Source organism: Geomonas sp., assembly GCF_035254065.1.
Taxonomy (GTDB): Bacteria; Desulfobacterota; Desulfuromonadia; order Geobacterales; family Geobacteraceae; genus Geomonas.
Map to the genome: position 1 here is coordinate 1 of NZ_DATFBA010000363.1, position 20,306 is coordinate 20,306.

Genomic DNA, 20,306 nt, shown 5'->3' on the forward strand with positions numbered 1-20,306 from the left:
GCATCGGTGAAGGCGCTCAACACGATCTCGACCTTCTCCAGGCGCCAGTACACCGAAGCCTAACAGCAGCAAAGCGCCAACCTGACAGGAGCCGAGTATGGCCAGATTAAGAAGGAAAAAGGGAGAGGAAGCGGCGACCGACATCATGGAGCTCTTGAACCTGACTCCCATGATGGACGTCTTCACCGTACTGGTGGTCTTTCTGCTCATCACCGCCGTCTTCACGAGCATCACCGTGATGGACCTCAGCGTGCCGACCAGCGCCGGCGGGGCGGCCGCGGCCAGGCCGAACTTCGCCATCGAGGTGGTGGTCCGCAAGGCGGGGCTGGAGATCGCCAACGGCAGGAACGTGGAGGCCTCCATCCCCTTGAAGGACGGCAAGTACGACCTGCAGCTGCTCTCCCAGCTGCTCCAGGCGCTGAAGGCCAAGTACCCGGAGAAGGAAGACGCCACCGTGCTGATGGAGCCCAAGATCCAGTACGATTACCTGGTCCAGGTGATGGATACGGTACGCAGCGCCGGTACCAGCGCGCTCTTCCCCAAGATATCGATAGGAGACGCGCCATGAGCATGAGACAAAGCAGACGCATGAAGCGCATGGAGCGTACGAACAAGAACCAGTACGTCAGGCTGAACCTGATCCCGATGCTGGACGTTCTCTCCGTGCTGGTGTTCTTCCTGCTCTTCCACTCGTTCAACGGTGACATGCCGGAGCAGCGCTTGGCGCTCCCCCAGTCGATCGTGGAGACCAAGCCGAGGGGAACGGTGGCCATCTCGGTCACCCCGGACGCCGTCCTCATTCAGGGGGAGCCGGTGATGAAGACGGTGGCCCTTTACGACGACCGGGTCTCCACGGTCCCGGAAGTGACCGGGCGGCTGGCCGAGATCCAGCGCAGCATGGAGAATGAGGCCGGCGGCAAGGTTGCCGACAATCAAACCAGGGAGATCACCCTCCTGGCCGACAGAACCATTCCGTTCAACGTGCTCAAGAAAATAATGACGAGCTGCACGGCCTCCGGATACGGGAAGATCTCCCTTGCCGTCATCCAGAAGGCGCCGCAGCACGGTTAGCGGGTGTCATGTGAAAAAAGACCTTTTACAGCAGGAATTGGCGCCGCTCAAGGCGCGGATCGAAGAGTCCCGGGCCAGGCTTTTGGAGCTTCGGGGTGAGATCCGCACGGTAGAGGCAGAGCTGGAAACCTTTTCCACGGACCGCATGCGTTTCGACGCCCTGCGGGAGGCCTGCAATCTCCTCGACCGGCTGGAGCAGTTGGACGCCGGAGCGCTCTTTTGGGGCGAATCGCCGGAGGTAAAGGACCCCGCCGGGCATATGGAAAGGCTCAAGAGTCGGGTGGCGGTCTTTGACGAGAAGATCCGCGTCATCCTGGACCGGCAGGGCAACCTGAAGATGCAGGCGAACGAGCGCCTCGACGAGCTCGATTACCTGCACGACCAGGTCGAGGATGCCTATGACCGGGACGAGCGGCGCGAGAGCGAGTTCGCCATCGTGCGCGAGCTCTCCGAGGTCCCGCACGCCTCCCTGATGCCCTGGAGCTCGTCCGATCCCAGCGACCGGCGCTTTAGGCGCACGCAGTTCATGGCGATGCTCTTGAGCCTGATCCTGGCCATCGTCATCCACCAGGTGGTGCTCCCCAAGGTGGCGCGTCCGGTGGTCGCCCAGGTCCCGGAGCGGTTGGCCATGATGGTCCGGCAGGAACGGGTGAAGCCGCTGCCGCCCAAGAAGGCCGTCGAGGAGAAAAAGGAAGCCAAGAAGGAAGAGAAGCCCGGCGAGAAGAAAGCGGCCAAGAACGAGGTCAAGCAGCAGGCGCCCCCGGTGCACCGGGAGGACGCGGCGCCGGTGGCACGTCCCAAGGCGGACCCGGTCGAGCAGACCGCGGCACCCAAGCGGAGCCAGAACACCGGCGTGCTGGCCTTCAGGGAGAGTTTCAAGGACCTTCTGGATGAAAGTGCCACCCCCAAACTCGGCACCGAGGCCCGGGTGAGCAGCGCCAACCAGTCCGGTCGCGCGCTGGCCGGTCGCAACCTGGTCTCCATCCAGGGAGGCGGTGGCAGCGGCCCCAGCGGGAGCGGGGGGATCGGCACCGCGGCGCTGGGCAGAAACGGCGGCAGCGGCGGGATAGGCAACGCCGCAGTGGGTCGCGGCGGCGTCGGCGGAGGGAACTCCTCGCGGGTCGGCCGCGGTGGCGACGGCTTCGCCCAGGTCAAGAGCGCCATCACCTCCGGCACCGGGGTGAAGGATGCCAAGCCGGTCTCGGCCTCCGCCCGTCCGGCTCGAACCGACGAGGAGATCCAGCTCTTGTTCGACCGTTACAAGGCAGCGCTCTACCGCATCTACAACACCGAGCTCCGCAAGGATCCCACCCTGCGCGGCAAGATGGTGCTGAAGATAGCGATCGAGCCGAGCGGCGTGGTCTCCGCCTGCTCGGTGGAGTCCTGCAACATGAACGCGCCCGAGTTCTCCGAGAAGATCGTGGAGCGCGTGAAGAAGATCAACTTCGGCCCCAAAGACGGCGTGCCGAGGACCACCATCCTCTACCCGATCGACTTCCTCCCCGCGAGGTAAGGGCAGATCGAAGAACCGACTCCCTGCAATCGGGCCGGCCCAAAAAGCCGGCCCATTTTTTTACCCGATTAGCCACAATCTTCCGCTCAACCAACTTCCCCCTCTCTTTCAAGGAGAGGGCCGGGGTGAGGATGGGGTATTAATTCCCTTCGCTCATGCTGCGCTCACACCAATTTCGCGACAAACTGCTGATGAGCACAGCTTATGACTCTAATTTCCCGTTCCTGCGATAAAATTTACAGGTTGCCACAGTGAAATTCCAGAGCCGTTTCCGCCAACTACGAACCGGAGGTTGCTCATGCAAAGGATCTGTCTGTGGTTTCTTCTGATAGCGCTGACCGGTTGTGCCTCTGCCCCGGCAAAACCGCAGGATCAGAAACCGGTCGCACAAGAGGAACAATGCAGCCGGCTGTCGGCAGCATGGCATTCATTCATGGCGGAACTCAGCCCAATAAAGTTTGGGGCGGAAGCGTTCGATGCCTGCAAGGAGGGCAATGTCTTTGGGTGTGTTATGACCCCAGCGATCGTGCCTTTTGCCTTCTTCTGTGACGTGCTGGTCGCGCCGCTTATCCTGCCTATAGCCGCCTCGTCTCCCAACATCCAGGAAAGGGGCTGTCCAAGGCCGCCGGGAACATGGGCCTCTGCACAAGTGGACGGGCCATCCTTGAGCAATGCCGGCTCTTCTTCTGTGCCATCAAATACCCCTTCATCTGAGGAGCTTGGCCCATCCGGGTCACTAATGCTACTGCAACATTTCGGCATACGCAGCGAGACGGAAAACGGATGCCACATCGCCTGGGTAGTCTCGGGAGATGCGGGTTCGAAGGCCCCCTACCGAGTTTTCCTGGATGGCCGGTCGGGACCTCCCTATACGGGTGGTTACGATCCGGTTTTCAGTGCCGACGGCAAGCACTTTGCCTTCGTCGCCGAAGAAGAAGAAAAAATGTTCGTTGTTGTCGATGGCAAACGTGGCGCGACCTACCCGATAATTCACAAGGGGGGGCCGGTTTTGAGCTCCGACGGCAACCATGTCTCGTACGTCGTCCGTCAGGATAAGCAGGATTTTGTGGTGACGGACGGAGTCCCCGGCCCCCACTACGACAGAATCTATGCAGGATCGGTCCGCTTCAGCCCCGACGGCAAGCATCTCGCGCATTCCGCGCTGAAAGGCCGAAAAAGATACATCGTGGTGGACGGTGTTCCCGGTCCTAGTCACGACAGTGTCGGGGAATCTCCGGTTCTCAGTGTGGATGGGAAGCGCTTGGCCTACATCGTCATCAACGGCGACAAGCAGTTCGTGATGATCGATGGTAAAGCTGACCCCGAGTACGACGCCATTTTGTTGGACTCCCCGGTTTTCAGTCCGGACGGAAAGCATCTGGCCTATTCCGCGCGGGTTGGTAACCGAAAGTTTGTGGTGATTGACGGCGTAAAAGGGGTTGAATATGACGGCATCGGCCAGAAGGTCGTCACATTCAGTACCGACGGCAGGCATACCGCATATCGTGCGCAAATAGGGAACAAAGTGCTGGTGGTGATCGACGGAGTCCCCAGCCGGGTCTATGACAATGCTTCAGACCCGGTTTTCAGCGGGGACGGCGGCCGTGTGGCGTATATTGCCAAGGACGGTGGGAAAAGCACTCTGGTGGCGGACGGTATGCCGGGACCGGAGTACGATGAGATCTACTCCCCGGTATTCAGTTCTGACGGGAAAAAGCTGGCATACGGTGCGAGAAAGAAGGGGACGCCACTGGGCAAAGATGACTACCTCGTCGTCCTGGAAGGTCAACCAGTCCCGGCTACCGGGGCGATCGTCTGCGGGCCGGTGTTTTTGCCCGACGGGACCCTGGAGTACCTGCAATCGGACGGCACCCATCTCTATCGGGTAAGGAAATAAATTCAGAAGTGTAGGTTTTTTCCCCTCGCCTGGTATCGCTTTGGCCATTGTTGTGTTAAAAGTTGTCAGGCGACACTCATTTGTCGTCTGAAACGCTCGTGTTGTCGTTGAAGGGAGGCGCATGAAACAGGGGAACATCGTTAACTTGGGGCGTGCCTTTGCCGAATGCGCGGCTTTCAGGGCGCGTTGCCAATCCCTGCTCGCGAAACTCCGTGACGGGTATCTGTTGCTGGAGCCGATTTTCGGTGCCGACCACCGGGTTATCGACGCCCGCTACCTGGAAACAAATCCGGCCTTCGAGCGTACCACCGGCTTGCGGAGCGCCGATCTGCTCGGCAAGTGTCTGAGCGAGGTCCTGCCCAATCTTGAGCAGCGCTGGCTCGACCTTTTGGACACCGTGGTGCGCACCGAGGAACCGCAGACGCTGGAGAGCTACAACCACAACACCGGCCGGTTTTACGAATCCATCTGCTTCCCCTTCGAAAACGGGCTGATCGTGGGGTTCCTGAGGGATGTCACCGAGCGCAAGCGGATGGAGGAAGAGCTGCAGGCGAGCGAACTCCGTTACCGCACCGTGGTGGAAGACGAGACCGAGACCATATCCCGCTTTCTCCCCGACGGCACCTATACCTTCGTCAACGAGGTCTACTGCCGCGTTTTCGGCAAGACTGCCGAGGAACTGATCGGCCAGAAATGGTGGCCGGTCGCCTTTCCCGACGACCTTGCCGAAATCCAGAGCAAACTTGACGCGATGTCCCCAGCCAACCCGGTGGCGGTGATAGAGAACCGGGTCATACTGGCGAACGGTGAGGTGCGCTGGATGCAGTTCGTCAACCGCAACTTCTACGACCAGAACGGGAAGCTGCTGGAGACCCAGGCGGTAGGGCGTGACGTTACCGAACGGCGCAACGCAGAGGAGGCCACGCGACACTACGCGCGGCGCCTGCTGGAACAGGAGGAGGATCTGCGCAGGGAAATCGCCTCGGAACTGCACGACGAGATCGGCCGCGAACTGGCGGTGCTCAGCATGGAGCTCACCATGCTGAAAGCCTTTCCCCCCGAACGGCTGCGGGAGAGGTATCAGCTGACCCTAGAGGGGGCCCTTGACAAGGTCTCTACCATCAACCAGTCGTTGCGTGGCCTGATGGGGAAACTCAGGCCACCGGTGCTGGAGGACTTCGGCCTCGTTTCGGCAGTGCGCTGGTACGCGAACATGGTGGCCAAGCGGTGCGGGCTGGCACTGGAACTGGCGCTGGAGGAGATTCCCCGCCCCTCCCATGACAAGGAGCTGGCGCTCTACCGCATCTTCCAGGAGGCGTTGCACAACGTGGAGAAGCATGCACGGGCGACGCGGGTTGCCGTCTCGGTTGCCAGGGATCGCGGGACCATCGTGCTGTCGCTCTCCGACAACGGCGCCGGTTTCGATCGCCAGGCGGTTTCCTCCCGGCAGCAGCTCTCCAACTGGGGGCTCACCATCATGCAGGAGCGTGCCCGCGCCATCGGAGCCCGCTTTGATATCCAAACTGCGCCGGGACAGGGGACCCTTGTCCTGGTTGAACTCGAGGAGGAAGTATAGATGAAGCCTTTGCGTATCGTGATTGCCGACGATCACGCCATGATCTGCGACGGATTGAAGATGATCATCGAGGCGCACGAAGGGCTGCAAGTGGTGGCGGTCGCAGCGGACGGCGAAGAAGCGGTCCGGCTGGTGGAACGGCTGCAACCCGACCTCGCCATCCTGGATATATCGATGCCCGAGATGAACGGTATCCTGGCCTGCGAGTTGATAAAGAAAAAGGCCCCCTCGGTCAGATCGATCATCCTCACCATGCACCACACGAGCGAGTACGTTTTCCGGGCCTTCGAGGCTGGGGCGGCGGGCTATCTTCTCAAGGAGTCGGCTGGCGGAGAGATGATCGCCGCCATCCGGACGGTGATGAAGGGGAGGCGCTTTCTTGGACGGGGGGTGGAGGACCCTTTTGCCAGCCAACCGGAGCTGCCGGCCAAAAGCCCCTTGGCCAGCCTGAGCCGGCGCGAACACCAGGTCATGCAGATGGTGGTGGAAGGGAAGACCAGTGCCGAGATCGCCAACAAGCTCTCGCTTTCCCCTAAGAGCGTGGAGTCCTACCGCAGCAGGCTGATGACCAAGCTGGAGGTCCCCAATCTAGCCGCCCTGGTCAAGTTCGCCCTGGAGCACGGGATCACCCCCTCCGCCTAATTTGGCCAGTGATTTTGCAAAGTTTCCCTGCAGACAGGCAGGGGCAACTTGGCTATAGTCGCCGCGCAGTGATCTCCAAAGAGTAGAGAGGTACCGCGGATATGGTCCGGCGTCAGCCTGCGGCCACGGCACCCCTCGCGGCCGTGGCACTTCCCTTTGCTACCTGTCTCGTCCAGTGGCTGCTGTGGGGTTACCTGAAGCCGTTCGTCTGGTTTCTCTTCTACCCGACCATATTCTTCAGTTCGCGCATCGGCGGCAAGGCATCCGGCATCGTCAGTACCCTGGTCTCCGCTCTGCTCGTCATCTATTTCTTCATCCCTCCGCAGCTCTCCCTCCTCGTCAAAAACCCCAACACGCTGGTCTCGGTCCTGGTGTTCATCGCCATGGGGATCATCTTCAGCTATACCAACGAGCGCCTGGCCAAGGCCGAACTGCAGGGGGCCGAGGCCGAGGCGGCGGCGCTGCAGGCGCGCGAGCAGCTGCAAAAGGCGCGGTTGGCACTGCTGGAGTCGGAGAAGCGGCGCTGCGACGCCAACCTGCAAAAGAGCGACGAGCGCCTGGCCTTCGCCCTGGAGAGCAGCCATATCGGCGTCTGGGAACTCGACGGGGAGGGGCGCATCTCCTTTTTCTCCCGCCAGTTCCACCTCATCTTCGGCTACCCCGCGCGACCCGCCCAGTGGAGTTACCAGACCCTCCTCGACCAGGTGCTGAGCAACGAGCGCCCCCTGGTGGAGCGCGCCGTCCGCGCGGCCGCTGCCGAGGGCGGTTTCTGGGAGCTTGAGTGCCGCATCCGTCGCCGGGACGGCGAGCTGCGCTGGGTCTGGCTGGCGGGACGCTACCAGCAGGCGGCGACGGGCGAGCCCGCCGCCATGACCGGAGTCATCCAGGACGTGACCGAGCGCAGGCAGGCGGAAGAGGCGCTGCGGGCCGTCGAGGTGGGACGGACCCTCGCCCTCGACGCGGCCCAGGCCGGCACCTGGGAGTGGGAGCTCGATACCGACCGCAACGTCTGGTCGAGGGAGGTCTGGAACCTGTACGGGCTCTCCGAGTCGCAGTGCCAGCCGAGCTACGGCTGCTGGCTGCAAACGGTTCTCCCGGAGGACCGGCCCCGTGTCGAGAAGGCCCTGATGGGGATCGTGCAACAGGGGGCCGAGCTCAACCTGGAATGGCGGGTGAAGAGCCCTGGCGGCGCTGAACGCTGGCTGATGTCGCGGGGACGGCCGCTGCAGGGGCCCGGCGGGAGCATAACCCACTATGTGGGAGTGGTCTTCGATATCAGCGAGCGCAAGTCCTGGGAGGAGAGGCTCAAGCGCAGAAACGAGGAGCTGGAGCGCTTCGCCCGCGCCTCGGAGGAGCGTGAGTTCGAGATGATCCGGCTGAAACAGCAGGTGAACGAGCTCTGCCGTCAACTAGGAGTGGAGCCCCCCTACGACCTCGCTTTCCTGGAAACACTCACCGACGACCTGGTAAAGCGGCCATGACTTCCCCCTCTGCTGCCTCCTGCGACCCCGCCGGCTCCCGCCGCGCCGGCATCTCGATCGCCTCGCTGCTCAGGCGGCTGGTGCTGCTCTGTGTGGCGCCGCCGGTGCTCCTGGCATCGTTCTTTGCCTGGCGGGAGGTCAGAGACGACCAGTTGGGGCGCGACCAGGAGGCTCTGCGCCTGGCTACCAACTTCGCCACCGCCATCGATCAGTCCCTCGATTCCCGCATCCGCGCGCTCGGCATGCTGGCCTCCTCACCCATGGCCGACCAGTCTGCCCGCTGGCCGGAGCTCTACCGCGAGGCGCTGGGATTCAAGGCACACTTCGACAGCAACGTGATCCTGGTCGACGGCCGGGACCCGACCCGCATGCTACTCAACACCCGGGTCCCCTTCGGCTCCCCGCTGCCGCCGGTGCCCAAGGTCCGGGGGCAGGGCGCGGTGCCCAAGACGCTGGCGACCGGGAAACCGGCGGTGGGGGACACTTTCATCGGGCCGGTGGCGGGACAGCGGCTGGTAGCCATCACGGTCCCGGTCACCCGCGCCGGCAGGACCGTCTATGTGCTGGGCACCACGCTGGATGGAGCGTTCTTCCAGCGCCGTCTGGATCAGGTCTCGCTGCCGCCGGAGTGGTCGCTCAGCCTGCTGGACGGCCGGGGCGACGTCATCGCTCGCCGCTCGCCACCCGGGGAGCGGGAAGCGGGGCACCGGCTCGTGGCCCGTTCGGCACGCGCCCCCTGGTCGGTGGTGCTGGAGATCCCGGCCGCAGCCTACCGCAGGCCGATGCTGCTGGGTGCCGTGACCGTAGCGGGCGGGGTGCTGCTGGTGACCCTCATCGGCCTGGCCGGCGGCATGGCGGTCAGTCGCTACCTCGCCCGGGCGGTGGCCGGTCTGGCCGGAGAACACGGGGGGGGCGACGAGGGGATCCGGGAGATCGCCGCCGCCCGCAGGCTGTTGGAGGACGCGGCCACTGGGATCCGGCAAAGCGAGGAGCGCTTCCGGCGCCTGTTCGAGCAGGCCTCCCTGCCGCTTTGCTTCGTCGGCAACGACGGCACCCTGCTGGACCGAAACGCCCGTTTCCTGCAGCTGCTCGGCTACGGGGAGTCGGAGCTGAAGAAGGTCGACGACTGGTGGCCACTCGCCTACCCCGACCCGGAGTACCGGGCGCAGATGCAGGCGAAGTGGAAGGCCGCGCTCGCCTCCCACGCCTCCGCCGGCGGCGACCAGGGGCGCGAATGCCGGATCACCTGCAAGGACGGCCAGGAACGGATCATGCTCCTTTCCAGCATCGTGCTGCCGGACGGGGTACTGGTCAGCTTCTTCGATGTCACCGACCGCAAGCGGGCGGAGGAGGCGCTTTGGGAGGCGCAGGCACGCGCCCTGGAGAGCCAGGCCGGCGCACTGGAGGCGCAGAGGCGCGCCCGCATCGCCGCCCTCAACCAGATGGAGGACGCCGTCACCGCACGCCGCAGCGCGGAGGAGGCGCTCGCCGCCCTGCGGGAGAGGGAGATCCTGTTAAACGCCATGGGGCGCGCCGCCCAGATCGGCGGCTGGGACCTCGACCTCTCGACCGGACGGGTGCACTGGACCGAGGAGGTGGCCCGCATCTACGAGCTGGACGAAGCCGTGCAGGCTCCTGCCGACCTCGGCTTGGGCTTTTACCACAACGAGGCCCGCCTGTCGATCGAGCGCGCCCTGCACCAGGCGATCCACCAGGGCACCCCGTTCGACCTCGAGCTGGAGATGGTCTCCGCCAAGGGGAGCCCTAAGTGGATCCGCACCATCTGCGAACCCTCCCTGGAGAAGGGAGAGGTGGTCAGGCTGCACGGTGCGCTGCAGGATGTCACCGAGCGCAAGCAGGCCGAGGAATGCCTGCTCCGTTCGGAGGAGAAGTTCTCCAAGGCCTTCGCCGCCAACGCGGCCGCCATCGCCATCACCCGGGTCGGGGACGGGGTCTTCATCGAGGTCAACGACACCTGGGTGTCTCTCCTTGGCTACAGCCGCCAGGAGGCGGTGGGCCGGACGATCAGGGACCGGATCTGGCCTAATGCGGCCGATGTCCGCCGTTTCGTCGAGGAGCTCACCCTGCGAGGCTCCCTGCAGGGGTGGGAGCAGCAGTTCTACAAGAAGTCCGGCGAGCCCTTTGTGGCCCGGCTCTCGGCGCGGCTGCTCGACGTGCAGGGGGAGCGGGTGGTTCTTTCCACCCTGGTCGATATCAGCGACCTGAAGCTGGCCGAGCAGGAGATCCGCACCCTGAACACCGACCTGGAGCGGCGGGTCGAGGAGCGGACCGCCAAGCTGGTGGCCGCCAACGAGGAGCTGGACGCCTTCGCCTACGCGGTCTCCCACGACCTGCGTGCCCCACTCAGGGCGATGATGGGGTTCAGTCAGGCGCTGGTCGAGGATCACCGAGGGGCTCTGCAGGGGGATGCGGAGGTCTACCTGGAGCAGATCGTGGCGGGGAGCAGGCAGATGGGGCTGCTGATCGACGGGCTCTTGGCCCTTTCCCGCAGCGGACGGGGCGCGCTGAGCATGGCGCAGGTCGACCTCTCCAAGCTGGCCCGCCGCATCCAGCTACAACTGGAGCGCTCGGAGCCGGAACGCCGGGTGGTGTGGGAGATCGAGCCCGGACTCTGCGTGCAGGGGGACGGGCGCATGCTGGAGTCGGTGCTGCAGAACCTGCTGGGAAACGCCTGGAAGTACACCTCCAGGGAAGAGGCTCCCCGCATACGCTTCCATGCCGAGGAAAGGGACGGGCGCCGCTTCTTCTGCGTCAGCGACAACGGGGCCGGCTTCAGCATGGACCACGCGGCACGGCTGTTCAAGCCGTTTCAAAGGCTACACCGCCAGGACGAGTTCCCGGGCATAGGGATCGGCCTCGCCACCGTGCAGCGGATAATCCAGCGGCACAACGGGGAGATCGAGGCCGATGCGAAGCCGGGCGGTGGGGCTACCTTCCGCTTCACGCTCCCCTCATCTGCAACGTGAGGAGTGCCAACTCCCCTTCGTCCTGCGGCGGAGGGGACCAATACCAATCAGTTCACCCGGGAGGCGTATGAGCCAGATCAAGACGATATTGCTGGTGGAGGACAACCGCCAGGACGAGATGCTGATCCTGCGGGCCCTGAGAAAGGTCAACCTCGCCAACCAGGTGGACGTCGCCCGCGACGGCCAGCAGGCACTGGACTACCTGTTCCGCGTCGGCGAGTTCGCCGACCGGCCGGGGCCGCTGCTGCCGGCCGTGGTGCTTTTGGATATCAGCCTCCCCAGGGTGAACGGGCTGGAGGTGCTGGGGCAGTTGCGCAAGCACCCGGACACCCGCCTGCTGCCGGTGGTGATCCTGACCTCCTCCGACGAGGAGCGGGACCGGCTGGCCAGCTATCAAGGGGGCGCCAACAGCTTCGTCCGAAAGCCTCTGGATTTCGCCGAGTTCGCCGAGGCGGTCGCGCAACTGGGGGTCTACTGGCTGGCGATCAACTCACCTGTCACGGGAACCGATCATGAGTGATGAGCTGAAGATACTGGTAATCGAGGACAGCCGCGCCGACTTCCTGCTGCTCAAGCGCTTCCTGGAGCAGCAGGAGATGAAGGTAGAGCTGGCCTGCGTGAAAAGTACCGAAGAGCTGGAAGAGGCGCTCGATGAGGGGGGCTGGCGGCTGGTCCTTTTGGACTACAACGTCCCCGGGCTGGATTTCCAGGAAGCGTTCCAGTTCATCGTGTCGCGCGCACCCGGCCTGCCGGTCATCCTGCTGTCGGGGAGCGTCGGAGAGGAGCGGGCGGTGGAGCTCCTGAAGATGGGGGTGTCGGATTTTGTCCTCAAGGAGAACATGCTGCGCCTTCCCTCCGCCATCGAGCACTGCATCAACCAGGCGGCCTACCGCAGTGAGAGCCTGGCGGCGGCTGAGGCACTCAGGGAGAGCGAGGAGCGCTTCCGCACCATCTTCACGGAGTCCCGCGACGCGCTGATGGTCCTGTGCCCGAAATCCGGGCGCTTCACCTCGGCGAACCCGGCTGCCTTGAGGATGTTCGGCGTGCTCGACGAAGCCGCTATCTGCCTGCTCACCCCGGCCGACCTCTCCCCGTCCCTGCAGCCGGACGGACGGCCGTCGACCGAGAAGAGCAGGGAGATGATAGCGGCCGCGTTCGAGACCGGCGGCAGCCTGTTCGAATGGCAGCACCGGCGCCTGGACGGAGAAGAGTTCGCCGCTGAGGTCCTCCTCTCCCGGGTACCCATGCGGGGGGCGGTGGTGTTGCAGGCGACGGTCCGGGACGTCTCCCTGCAGAAGATGACCCTGGAGGCCCTGCAGGAGTCCGAGGAGCTCAACCGTCAAATCATCCAGAATGCGGAACAGGGCATCGTGGCCTACGACACCGACCTTCGCTACCGGGTCTGGAATTCCTACATGGAGCGTCATTCGGGCCTGATGGCGAAGCAGGTGATCGGACGGCGGCCCCAGGAACTGTTCCCCTTTCTGAAGGAGGGGGGGGTGGTCGACCAGTTGGAAAAGGTGCTGGCGGGCGGAGAGGTTACCACCCTCAGGTTCCCGTTCTATCTCCCCGCCAAAAACTACCATGGCTGGGCTTCGGACACCACCTCGCCGCTGCGCAATACGGCAGGACAGATCATCGGTGCCATCGGCATGGTGAGCGACATCACCGAGAGAAAGCGCACCATGGACAGCCTGCGCAAGCTCTCCACGGCGGTGGAGCAGAATCCTGCGGTGGTGATGATCACCGATAGAAACGGGGTGATCGAGTACACGAACCCCGCCTTCCTCACCATGACCGGCTATGCACCGGAGGAGGCGGTTGGCCTCACTCCGCGCATCCTGAAAGGGAACACCCCCGCCGAGGTGCACCGTGAACTGTGGAAGACCATCAGCAGCGGCGGGACCTGGCAGGGGGAGATGCACAACAGGAGAAAGGACGGATCCTACTTCTGGGAACGCAGCATCATCGCGCCGGTGAAGGACGACGCCGGGGAGATCACCAACTACCTGGCCATCAAGGAGGACATCACTGAGCGGCGCAGCCTGGAGGAACAGCTCAGGCAGTCCCAGAAGATGGATGCCCTGGGGCAGCTGGCTGGCGGGGTCGCCCACGACTTCAACAACATCATGCAGGTGATCAGCGCCAACGCCCAGTTGCAGGTGTTGAAGAACGACCAGCTCGGCATCCCCTGCCACCACATGCAGAACATCTTCGAGGCAGTGGAAAGGGGCTCCTCGCTCACCCGCAGCCTGCTGGTGTTCAGCCGCAATCAGCCGCTGGAACTATTCCCCTTCGACCTGACAAAGCTGGTGCGCGAAACGGCCAGGGTCGCCTCTTGCCTGCTCACCGCGCAGATCGCCCTCAAGGTTGAGGTCACCTCGGATGATCTCCCTGTCTACGGCGACACGGGATTGGTTCAGCAGGTGATCTTCAACCTGGTGACCAACGCCCGCGACGCGATGGCGGGAGGCGGTGAGATAATCCTGCGGGTGGAGAGGGAGGTTGTGGATGCTACGGCAAACGGGGCGGGAGAGGGGAGGGCCGAGTACGCCGTCTTGTCGGTGCAGGACAGCGGCTGCGGTGTCGGCGACGAGATCAGGGAGCGCATCTTCGAACCTTTTTTCACCACCAAGCCGGTCGGCAAGGGAACCGGGCTTGGCCTCGCCATGGTTTACAGCACGGTCAGCCAGATGAACGGAAAGGTCACGGTCGAGTCGAGTCCTGGCGCTGGCGCCACCTTTCGCGTAAAGCTGCCGCTTTCCAGGAAAACCGGCGGCGGCCAGCTCCCCTTCCTGGCTTCCGGGGAGCTCTCCGGTGAAGGAGAGCTGATACTGCTGGCGGAGGACGACCCGGCCGTGCGAGCGTCCACCGAGCAGATCCTTACCAGCTACGGGTACCGGGTGATCGCCGTGGCCTCGGGCGAGGAGGCCATCGGTGTCGCCGCCGGGGAGCCCTCCTTGCAACTGGCCATCCTGGACATGATCATGCCCGGCCTGAACGGCCCCGAAACCTATCAGAAACTGCGCGAGCTCAACAGCAGCCTGCCGGTCCTTTTCGTTTCCGGGCATAGCGATGATGTCCTGGAGTCGAAGGGGATTGCTGCGGACCGCCTGCAAAAGCCGGTGCGCCCCATGCAGTTGCTGCTTCGCGTCAAACGCCTGCTCAAAGGGGGGGAGTAACTGGCTAGGCCCAATCGAGCAGCCTCCGCTCTCCTTCCAGCGCCCGAATGTCGGTAGCATCCTGGCTCACTTCCAGGCACCCTTTGTAGCTCCCCTGCGCGTCGCGCACGGCGAAGTACCTGATGTGGATGAAGCGCCCGCCCATCTGGATCCAGAATTCGGCGGTCTCCTTGCTCCCCGCCCTGAACTCGTCCAGGATCTTCTGGACCATGTCCAGGCTCTTGGTGGGATGGCAGTTCTGCACCTTGCGTCCGATCACGCCGGGGCTGCGCGGGAAGATGCGCTCCTTCCCTTGCGAGTAGTAGGCGACCTCGTCCCGCTCGTTGACGAAGGAGATGTCGATCGGCAGATGGGTCAGCATGAGGTTCAGCACCTCCGGCGTGAGCCTGCCGGTGTCGAGGTTGATCTCTCCGGCTGAGTTTGCCGCGGCCGGACCCGCCTCCTCTGTGCCCCACTCGGCCTCGGGAGTGACCCAGGCGTAGCCGATCTCCTCCTCGCCCCGCCGCACCTTGTGCCAGTCCTCCTCGGTCAAGATCTCCAGCGCCATCGGGAAGAGGATCTGCTCTTCCTTGTAGACCATGTCGTTCACGCTTTGCAGCAGCTCCTTCAGCGCGTCGCGCGGTAGCTCCCGGTCGGCGAGCCTGGCGCGTACCTGTTTCATTGCCTGCCGGATGTCGTCGTGGATCGCCCACATCACCTCGGTCGGACCGCTGATCTCGTGCTGCTCCAGTACGGGGAAGAGCTGGTTCTCCTTGCGCAGATAGTGGAAGTTGATCTCGGCCAGGCTCCCCACCAGGGTGGTCAGGTCTTGCTGAAGCTGTGAGTCAGCTGCTTGTCCGGGGCTAGCGTCGAGGCGGACCAGTAGGTCGCTGATTTCACCGGTGATGGCTTCCGCGGCGCGGTTCTCCTCCATATAGGTATGCACGGGATGTCCCGCCGGAACCTTGGGCGCTTCCTTCTTCTCCAGCGAATCCTTGAAGAGCTGGACGTGCACGTCGCACAGGCGCTTTATCTCGCTCTCGGGCATCCCTTCGGCGATCAGCCTCTGCTCCAGGCGGGCGATCTCGGTCGGCTCGATGTCTTTGATCAGCTCGTGGAAACGGCGCTTGAGGCTCGCCATGTCGGCGCCGTCGTGCAGGTCCCTGATGATCCCCTTCAGCGTCTCCTGCCGGGCCTGTTCAGCGCTGAGGGCCGGTGCTGCTCCTTGCTGCTCGGCGGAGGCTACCACCAGATCCTCACCGGTCCGGGCCTTCACCGTGGCGACGATCTCGGAGATCAGCTGGTCCAGGGGAATGCCCCCCTTCTCGGCGACATGGGAAAGCGGCGCGACCTTGCCGACCGTGTTCCTCATCACCGCGCTGTTGAGCATCTTGAACTTGGGCGTGCGGTTTACCAGGAACTCCAGCAGGAACGGGTACTCCTGAAAAAGCTCGTGCAACTTCGTCTTGCCGCTGATTTCCATGTCATTCTCCTCTCTGCTGCCGTAGTTGAACTCGTTGTGATGAGCTTACAATAGCAAAGGGCCACCCTCCAATCCTTGACCTAGATCAGCAAGTTTAAAAATAAAAGGGTTACCGCATCAGGGTAACCCATCCTCACCCGCCTTCGCGAAAGCTACGGCGGGCACGCCCCTGTCCCTCCCCTTGAAGGGGAGGGAACGTAGGGGGAGCTTTTGTGGAAACAATCGTCTTCTGCTATCACGTTCCCCCCCTTGATAAAGGGGGGACAGGGGGGATTGCTTTGGGAGTCCCCCCGCCTTTACCCTCCGTGGCCGCCCAGGAACTCCTTCACGAAGCGGACTTCTATGCCGTAGGCGGAATGCGCCTTCATGATCTCCATGCACCCCTCGTAGGTTTCAGATCGGCCCCAATCCTGCTGGAGCTCGAAGAGGAACTGCAGGGAGGTCATAGGTACCGCGCCTACCTGCACGAGCCTCTGCACCGCCCGCTCGTGTGCCTCGCAGCTGATGTCGCCGCAGGCGTCGGTCGGCACGTAGACCTGGAAGCCCGCCTGGATCATGTTGATGGTCGGGAACATCACGCACGCCTCGGTCCACAGCCCGGCCAGCACGATCTTATGCTTGCCGGTCTGCTCTACCGCAGCCTTGAAGTTGCGGTCCAGCCAGGCGTTGATGGAGGTCCGGTCGATCGGATTCTGGTCCGGGAAGATGTTGGAAAGCTCGGGGATCATCGAGCCGCTGAAGCTTTGCGCGGCTACGGTGGAGACGATGGTCGGGATCTTGAATAATTTGGCGGCCTTGGCGAGGATCTGCACGTTCTGAACGATCGCGGTCCTGTCGTGGGAGTTGACGCCGGCGAACATCGCGGGTTGGTAGTCGATCAGCGCCAGTGCACAGTCGTTGTAAGCCACCATGCCTTGAACTGCCTGGGTTGCCATAACCCTTCCTCCTTTTTCAGCGTTTTTAGCCGGTTGATCGAGATGCTTCCAGTATCTCACTTTGCACTAGCGCAGCACCAGCCCGAAATCCGCCAGCTGCCGCTCGGTCTCCTCTCGCCCGGTATGCAGGATGCCGTTCAGCCCGAGGCCGCGGGCCACCTCCACGAACATGGGCCGATCCTCCAGGTAGATCACCCGGGACGCTTCCGCCTGGGCAAGGTCGAGGGCGATGCGGAACATGTCGGTGTCGGGCTTTCTGAAGTGGACGAAGCAGGAGGAGACGAAGAGATCGATGAAGGAGGCGAGCCTAAAGGTCCGGATCCGGTGGAGGTTGAGCTCGCGCCCCTCGTTGCTGACGGCGGCGAGTTTCAGGCCGTACTGCTTCTTCAGCCGGCAGACCAGGTCGATCATCCCGGGCAGCGGGCGGGACTGCTCGAACATGAAGGCGCGGAAGGTCTCGAGGGTGAAGGGGCGCTCCTTGAAGAACACCACCCGGTCCAGGTAGTCATCCAGGGAAAGCTTCCCCTCCTCGTAGGTGTCGAAGGTGAGGTGGTGTCGCTCGTTCATGTCATCGAAGTCGAGGGCGAAGGTCTCCGCTGCCAGCCGGCGGCTTTTCCCGTCCCAGCCGTTGGTGAGCAGCACGCCGCCAATGTCCAGGAAAAGTGCTGTAATCGGTGCCCCAGGTTCTTCTCTTTTCATGTCATTGTCTCCCGCTTCAGCCAGCTCCGGTGTGGCCGCCTCGGCCTAACTCGCTTCTTTCTACCACCTACCGGGCGTTCCTGATCTTCCCCTGTATGGTGTTCAGGAGGTCGTACCAGGATTCGCTGAAGGCCTTGGCTCCCTCCTCCTGCAGATCGACGGCCAGTTTGGCGGTATCGACACCGGCCTCCGCGAAGGCGGCCAGCACCTTGTCCGGGTCGCCGCCGCTGCGGGGCAGGGTGCCCGACACCGTGCCGTGGTCGGCAAAGGCAAGCAGGGTCTTTTCAGGCATGGTGTTCACGGTGTGGGGAGCGGCCAAGGCGTTGATATAGAGCACGTCGGAGGCCGCGGGGTCCTTGGTGCCGGTACTGGCGAAAAGAAGACGCTGCGGCCGGGCCCCGTGATTCTCCAGGCGCTGCCAGCGCTCGGAGTCGAGCAGCTCCCGGTAGGCCTGGTAGGTCTGCTGGGCGACGGCGATACCGAGCCGGTTACGGAGGACGGCCGGCACCTTGTCGGCAGTCGCCTTGTCCCAGCGGCTGACGAAGATGGAGGCGACCGAGCGTACGTCGAGGCTCATTCCTTCCGCCAGGCGTCGCTCCAGTCCCCGCAGGTACGCGTCGGCCGCCGCCAGGTATTGGTCGCGGGAGAAAAGCAGGGTGACGTTGATGGGGACTCCGGCGAATATGGATTCCTCGATGGCCACGGCCCCTTCCTTGGTGCCGGGGATCTTGATGAAGAGGTTCGGCCGTCTGGCCTTTTTGTGCAGCGCCTTTGCTTCGGCCACCGTGCTCGCCGCGTCATGGGCGAGGATGGGGGAGACCTCCAGCGATACCCAGCCGTCCACGCCGGCGGTGCGCTGGTGGATGGGGGCGAAGAGATCGGCGGCTTGGGTTAGGTCCTCCAGCGCCAGTTCGAAGAACAGCCACTCCCCTGAGCAGCCGAGCTTCACCAGCCGGCGGATGTCGTCGTCATAGGCGGGACTGGAGGTGAGGTCCTGGTCGAAGATGGTCGGGTTGGAGGTCAAGCCGGTAACCGAGAACTCGTCGATGTACCGTTTCAGGGTCCCCTGGTCCAGCATGTTGCGGGTGATATTGTCGATCCAGATGCTCTGTCCGAGATTGTGCAATTGCTCAGTTGGTTTCATTATATTGTCTCCCTTTGCTAACGATAACGCGGCGGCGGTGGCGATCCCGGCGGCGTCCCCCTCCCTAACCCTCCCCCTTCGGGAGAGGGGACTGCTCTCTCCCTCCCCTTCAAGGGGAGGGCTGGGGTGAGGATGGGGTAGGGGACTGGCTCCGTCAGGTCTCTGTCCCCCTGTCCGACTCGTCCCGCCCACTGTACAAGGGGCGGGGTGAGGACGGTTTTCTAGTGCGGCTTCATCGCGATCCTCCGCTCATGCTCTCCGCGCGGGCGATCCAGCCGCCTCCCATCGCCTTGTACAGGTTGATGAGAGCCTGGAGCAGGATTCCCTTGGTCCGGGCGGCTCCCAGCTCGGCGTCGAACAGGCTCCGCTCGGCGTCCAGCACCTCCAGGTAGCTCGTGTAGCCGTTTTCGTAGCGAAGCCTCGCCGTGCGCGCGTACAGCCGAAGCGCCTCCACCTGGCTTACCTGGGCGTCCAGCTGTTCCCTGCTGCGCCTTTGATCGATCAGGGCGTCCTCCACGTCCCGGAAGCCGCTCTGGATCACCTTCTGATAGTTGAAAAGCGCCTCCTCGCGCGCCGCCTCGGCCACCTTGACACCGCCGGAGATGGCACCGGCGGTGAAGATCGGCTGGGTGATGGGGGCGGCGAAGTTCCACATGCGTGCCGGACCGGTGAAGAGCTGCGACAGGTTGGTGCTCTCCCACCCGAAGAGTCCGGTCAGCGAGATGCTCGGGAAGAACTGGGCGCGGGCGGCACCGATCTGGGCGTTGGCGGAGATGAGCTGCTGCTCGGCCTGGCGGATGTCGGGGCGCCGCTCGAGCAATTGGGAGGGGAGCCCTGCGGGCACGGCGGGGAGACCGAGGGTGTCGATGGACCTGCCGCGCTGGATGGCGCCGGGGTTATGCCCCAAAAGCAGGCTCAAAGCGTCCTCCTGCAGAGCGATCTCCTTCTGGATGGCGGGGATGGTAGCCAGCGCCCCCTCGTATTCCGACCTCACCTGACTCAATTCGAGGTTGGAGATGTACCCCGCGTTGAAGCGGAGGGTGAAGATCCGGTAGGACTCCTCACGGCTCCTTACGGTCCTGGTCGCGATCTCCAGCTGCCGGTCGAGGTCGAGCAGGTTGACGTAGCCGGCGGCGACCGAGGCGACCAGCGACAGGATCACCCCGCGCTTTCCCTCCTCGCTGGCAAGCAGGTCGGCGCGTGCCGATTCCGTGCTCCTTCTCACCTTCCCCCACAGGTCGAGTTCCCAGCTGGCCGACAGGCTCGCCTGGTAGAGGGGGGTTGGGTTGGGGGCGGTGACCGGGAGCCGGGATTGGCCGCGCTCGGTGCTCCTCTCCTTGCCGGCACTGGCGCCGGCGCTCACCTGCGGGAAGAGGGGCGAGCGCACGATGGCGACCCGTCCGCGGAACTCCTCGACTCGTGCCGCGGCGATGCGGAGGTCCTTGTTGTCGCGCAGGGCGATCATGATGAGATCGTCGAGCACCGGGTCGTCGAACTGCCGCCACCAGTCGGTGTCGGCCAGGTCGCGGGCATCTTGCTCGGTGAAGCGCCACTGCTGCGGGGTATCCACCTTCGGGCGGTGGTAGTCGGGACCGACCAGGCAGCCGCCGAGGAGGACGAGGTAAAGCGTGAGGGCGAGGCATTGTGATATTGTCGCCACCCTGTCGGCCATCCTCACCGCTCTTTTTTTCCGATCTCCGCTAGATTCCATGCCAGC

15 protein-coding genes are annotated in these 20,306 nt (G+C 63.7%); 10 read left to right on the plus strand and 5 right to left on the minus strand.

Going from position 1 to position 20,306, the window contains the following annotated elements; genetic code table 11:
• Positions 1–97 precede the first annotated feature (97 nt).
• From VJ604_RS16860 to VJ604_RS16905, 10 genes are all read left to right on the plus strand, one after another.
• Positions 98–568, plus strand: a complete 471-nt coding sequence (locus VJ604_RS16860) for an ExbD/TolR family protein (protein WP_324084555.1) — start codon at positions 98–100, stop codon at positions 566–568.
• Positions 565–1,071, plus strand: a complete 507-nt coding sequence (locus tag VJ604_RS16865; RefSeq protein ID WP_324084557.1) for an ExbD/TolR family protein — start codon at positions 565–567, stop codon at positions 1,069–1,071. Before VJ604_RS16860 ends, VJ604_RS16865 begins: the two co-directional genes overlap by 4 nt.
• A gap of 10 nt (positions 1,072–1,081) precedes the next feature.
• Positions 1,082–2,584 carry an AgmX/PglI C-terminal domain-containing protein gene (locus VJ604_RS16870; RefSeq protein ID WP_324084559.1) on the plus strand — a complete coding sequence of 501 codons (1,503 nt, stop codon included), beginning with the start codon at positions 1,082–1,084 and terminating at the stop codon, positions 2,582–2,584.
• A gap of 298 nt (positions 2,585–2,882) precedes the next feature.
• The gene (locus tag VJ604_RS16875; RefSeq protein ID WP_324084560.1) at positions 2,883–4,481 is read left to right on the plus strand and encodes a hypothetical protein; all 1,599 of its coding nucleotides are present in this window, start codon (positions 2,883–2,885) and stop codon (positions 4,479–4,481) included.
• 121 nt (positions 4,482–4,602) lie between these two features.
• The gene (locus tag VJ604_RS16880; protein ID WP_324084561.1) at positions 4,603–6,057 is read left to right on the plus strand and encodes a PAS domain-containing sensor histidine kinase; all 1,455 of its coding nucleotides are present in this window, start codon (positions 4,603–4,605) and stop codon (positions 6,055–6,057) included.
• Positions 6,058–6,699 (plus strand): response regulator transcription factor, encoded by a 642-nt coding sequence (locus VJ604_RS16885; RefSeq protein WP_324084562.1) that lies wholly within the window; start codon positions 6,058–6,060, stop codon positions 6,697–6,699.
• Positions 6,700–6,800: 101 nt separating this feature from the next.
• The gene (locus VJ604_RS16890) at positions 6,801–8,180 is read left to right on the plus strand and encodes a PAS domain-containing protein (RefSeq protein ID WP_324084563.1); all 1,380 of its coding nucleotides are present in this window, start codon (positions 6,801–6,803) and stop codon (positions 8,178–8,180) included.
• On the plus strand, positions 8,177–11,167 hold the full coding sequence (locus VJ604_RS16895; protein ID WP_324084564.1) for a PAS domain S-box protein: 2,991 nt from the start codon (positions 8,177–8,179) through the stop codon (positions 11,165–11,167). The genes VJ604_RS16890 and VJ604_RS16895 overlap by 4 nt, the downstream gene beginning before the upstream one ends.
• A 67-nt stretch (positions 11,168–11,234) precedes the next feature.
• Positions 11,235–11,687: a response regulator gene (locus tag VJ604_RS16900; RefSeq protein ID WP_324084565.1), complete on the plus strand. Its 453-nt coding sequence runs from the start codon at positions 11,235–11,237 to the stop codon at positions 11,685–11,687.
• Positions 11,680–14,349 (plus strand): PAS domain-containing hybrid sensor histidine kinase/response regulator, encoded by a 2,670-nt coding sequence (locus VJ604_RS16905; RefSeq protein ID WP_324084566.1) that lies wholly within the window; start codon positions 11,680–11,682, stop codon positions 14,347–14,349. Before VJ604_RS16900 ends, VJ604_RS16905 begins: the two co-directional genes overlap by 8 nt.
• 4 nt (positions 14,350–14,353) lie before the next feature.
• Here the strand turns inward: VJ604_RS16905 and VJ604_RS16910 are convergent, their stop codons facing one another.
• The 5 genes from VJ604_RS16910 to VJ604_RS16930 all read right to left on the minus strand — a co-directional run.
• A complete protein-coding gene (locus VJ604_RS16910) occupies positions 14,354–15,811 on the minus strand; it encodes a DUF438 domain-containing protein (protein ID WP_324084567.1) in 1,458 nt (485 codons plus the stop codon).
• A 296-nt stretch (positions 15,812–16,107) separates the two neighbouring features.
• Positions 16,108–16,746 (minus strand): hydrolase, encoded by a 639-nt coding sequence (locus VJ604_RS16915; protein ID WP_324084569.1) that lies wholly within the window; start codon positions 16,744–16,746, stop codon positions 16,108–16,110.
• A 66-nt stretch (positions 16,747–16,812) separates the two neighbouring features.
• On the minus strand, positions 16,813–17,445 hold the full coding sequence (locus tag VJ604_RS16920; RefSeq protein WP_324084571.1) for an HAD family hydrolase: 633 nt from the start codon (positions 17,443–17,445) through the stop codon (positions 16,813–16,815).
• 67 nt (positions 17,446–17,512) lie between these two features.
• A complete protein-coding gene (gene tal / locus VJ604_RS16925; protein WP_324084573.1) occupies positions 17,513–18,589 on the minus strand; it encodes a transaldolase in 1,077 nt (358 codons plus the stop codon).
• A gap of 232 nt (positions 18,590–18,821) precedes the next feature.
• On the minus strand, positions 18,822–20,306 hold a 1,485-nt coding region (locus tag VJ604_RS16930; protein WP_324084574.1), incomplete at its 5' end, for an efflux transporter outer membrane subunit.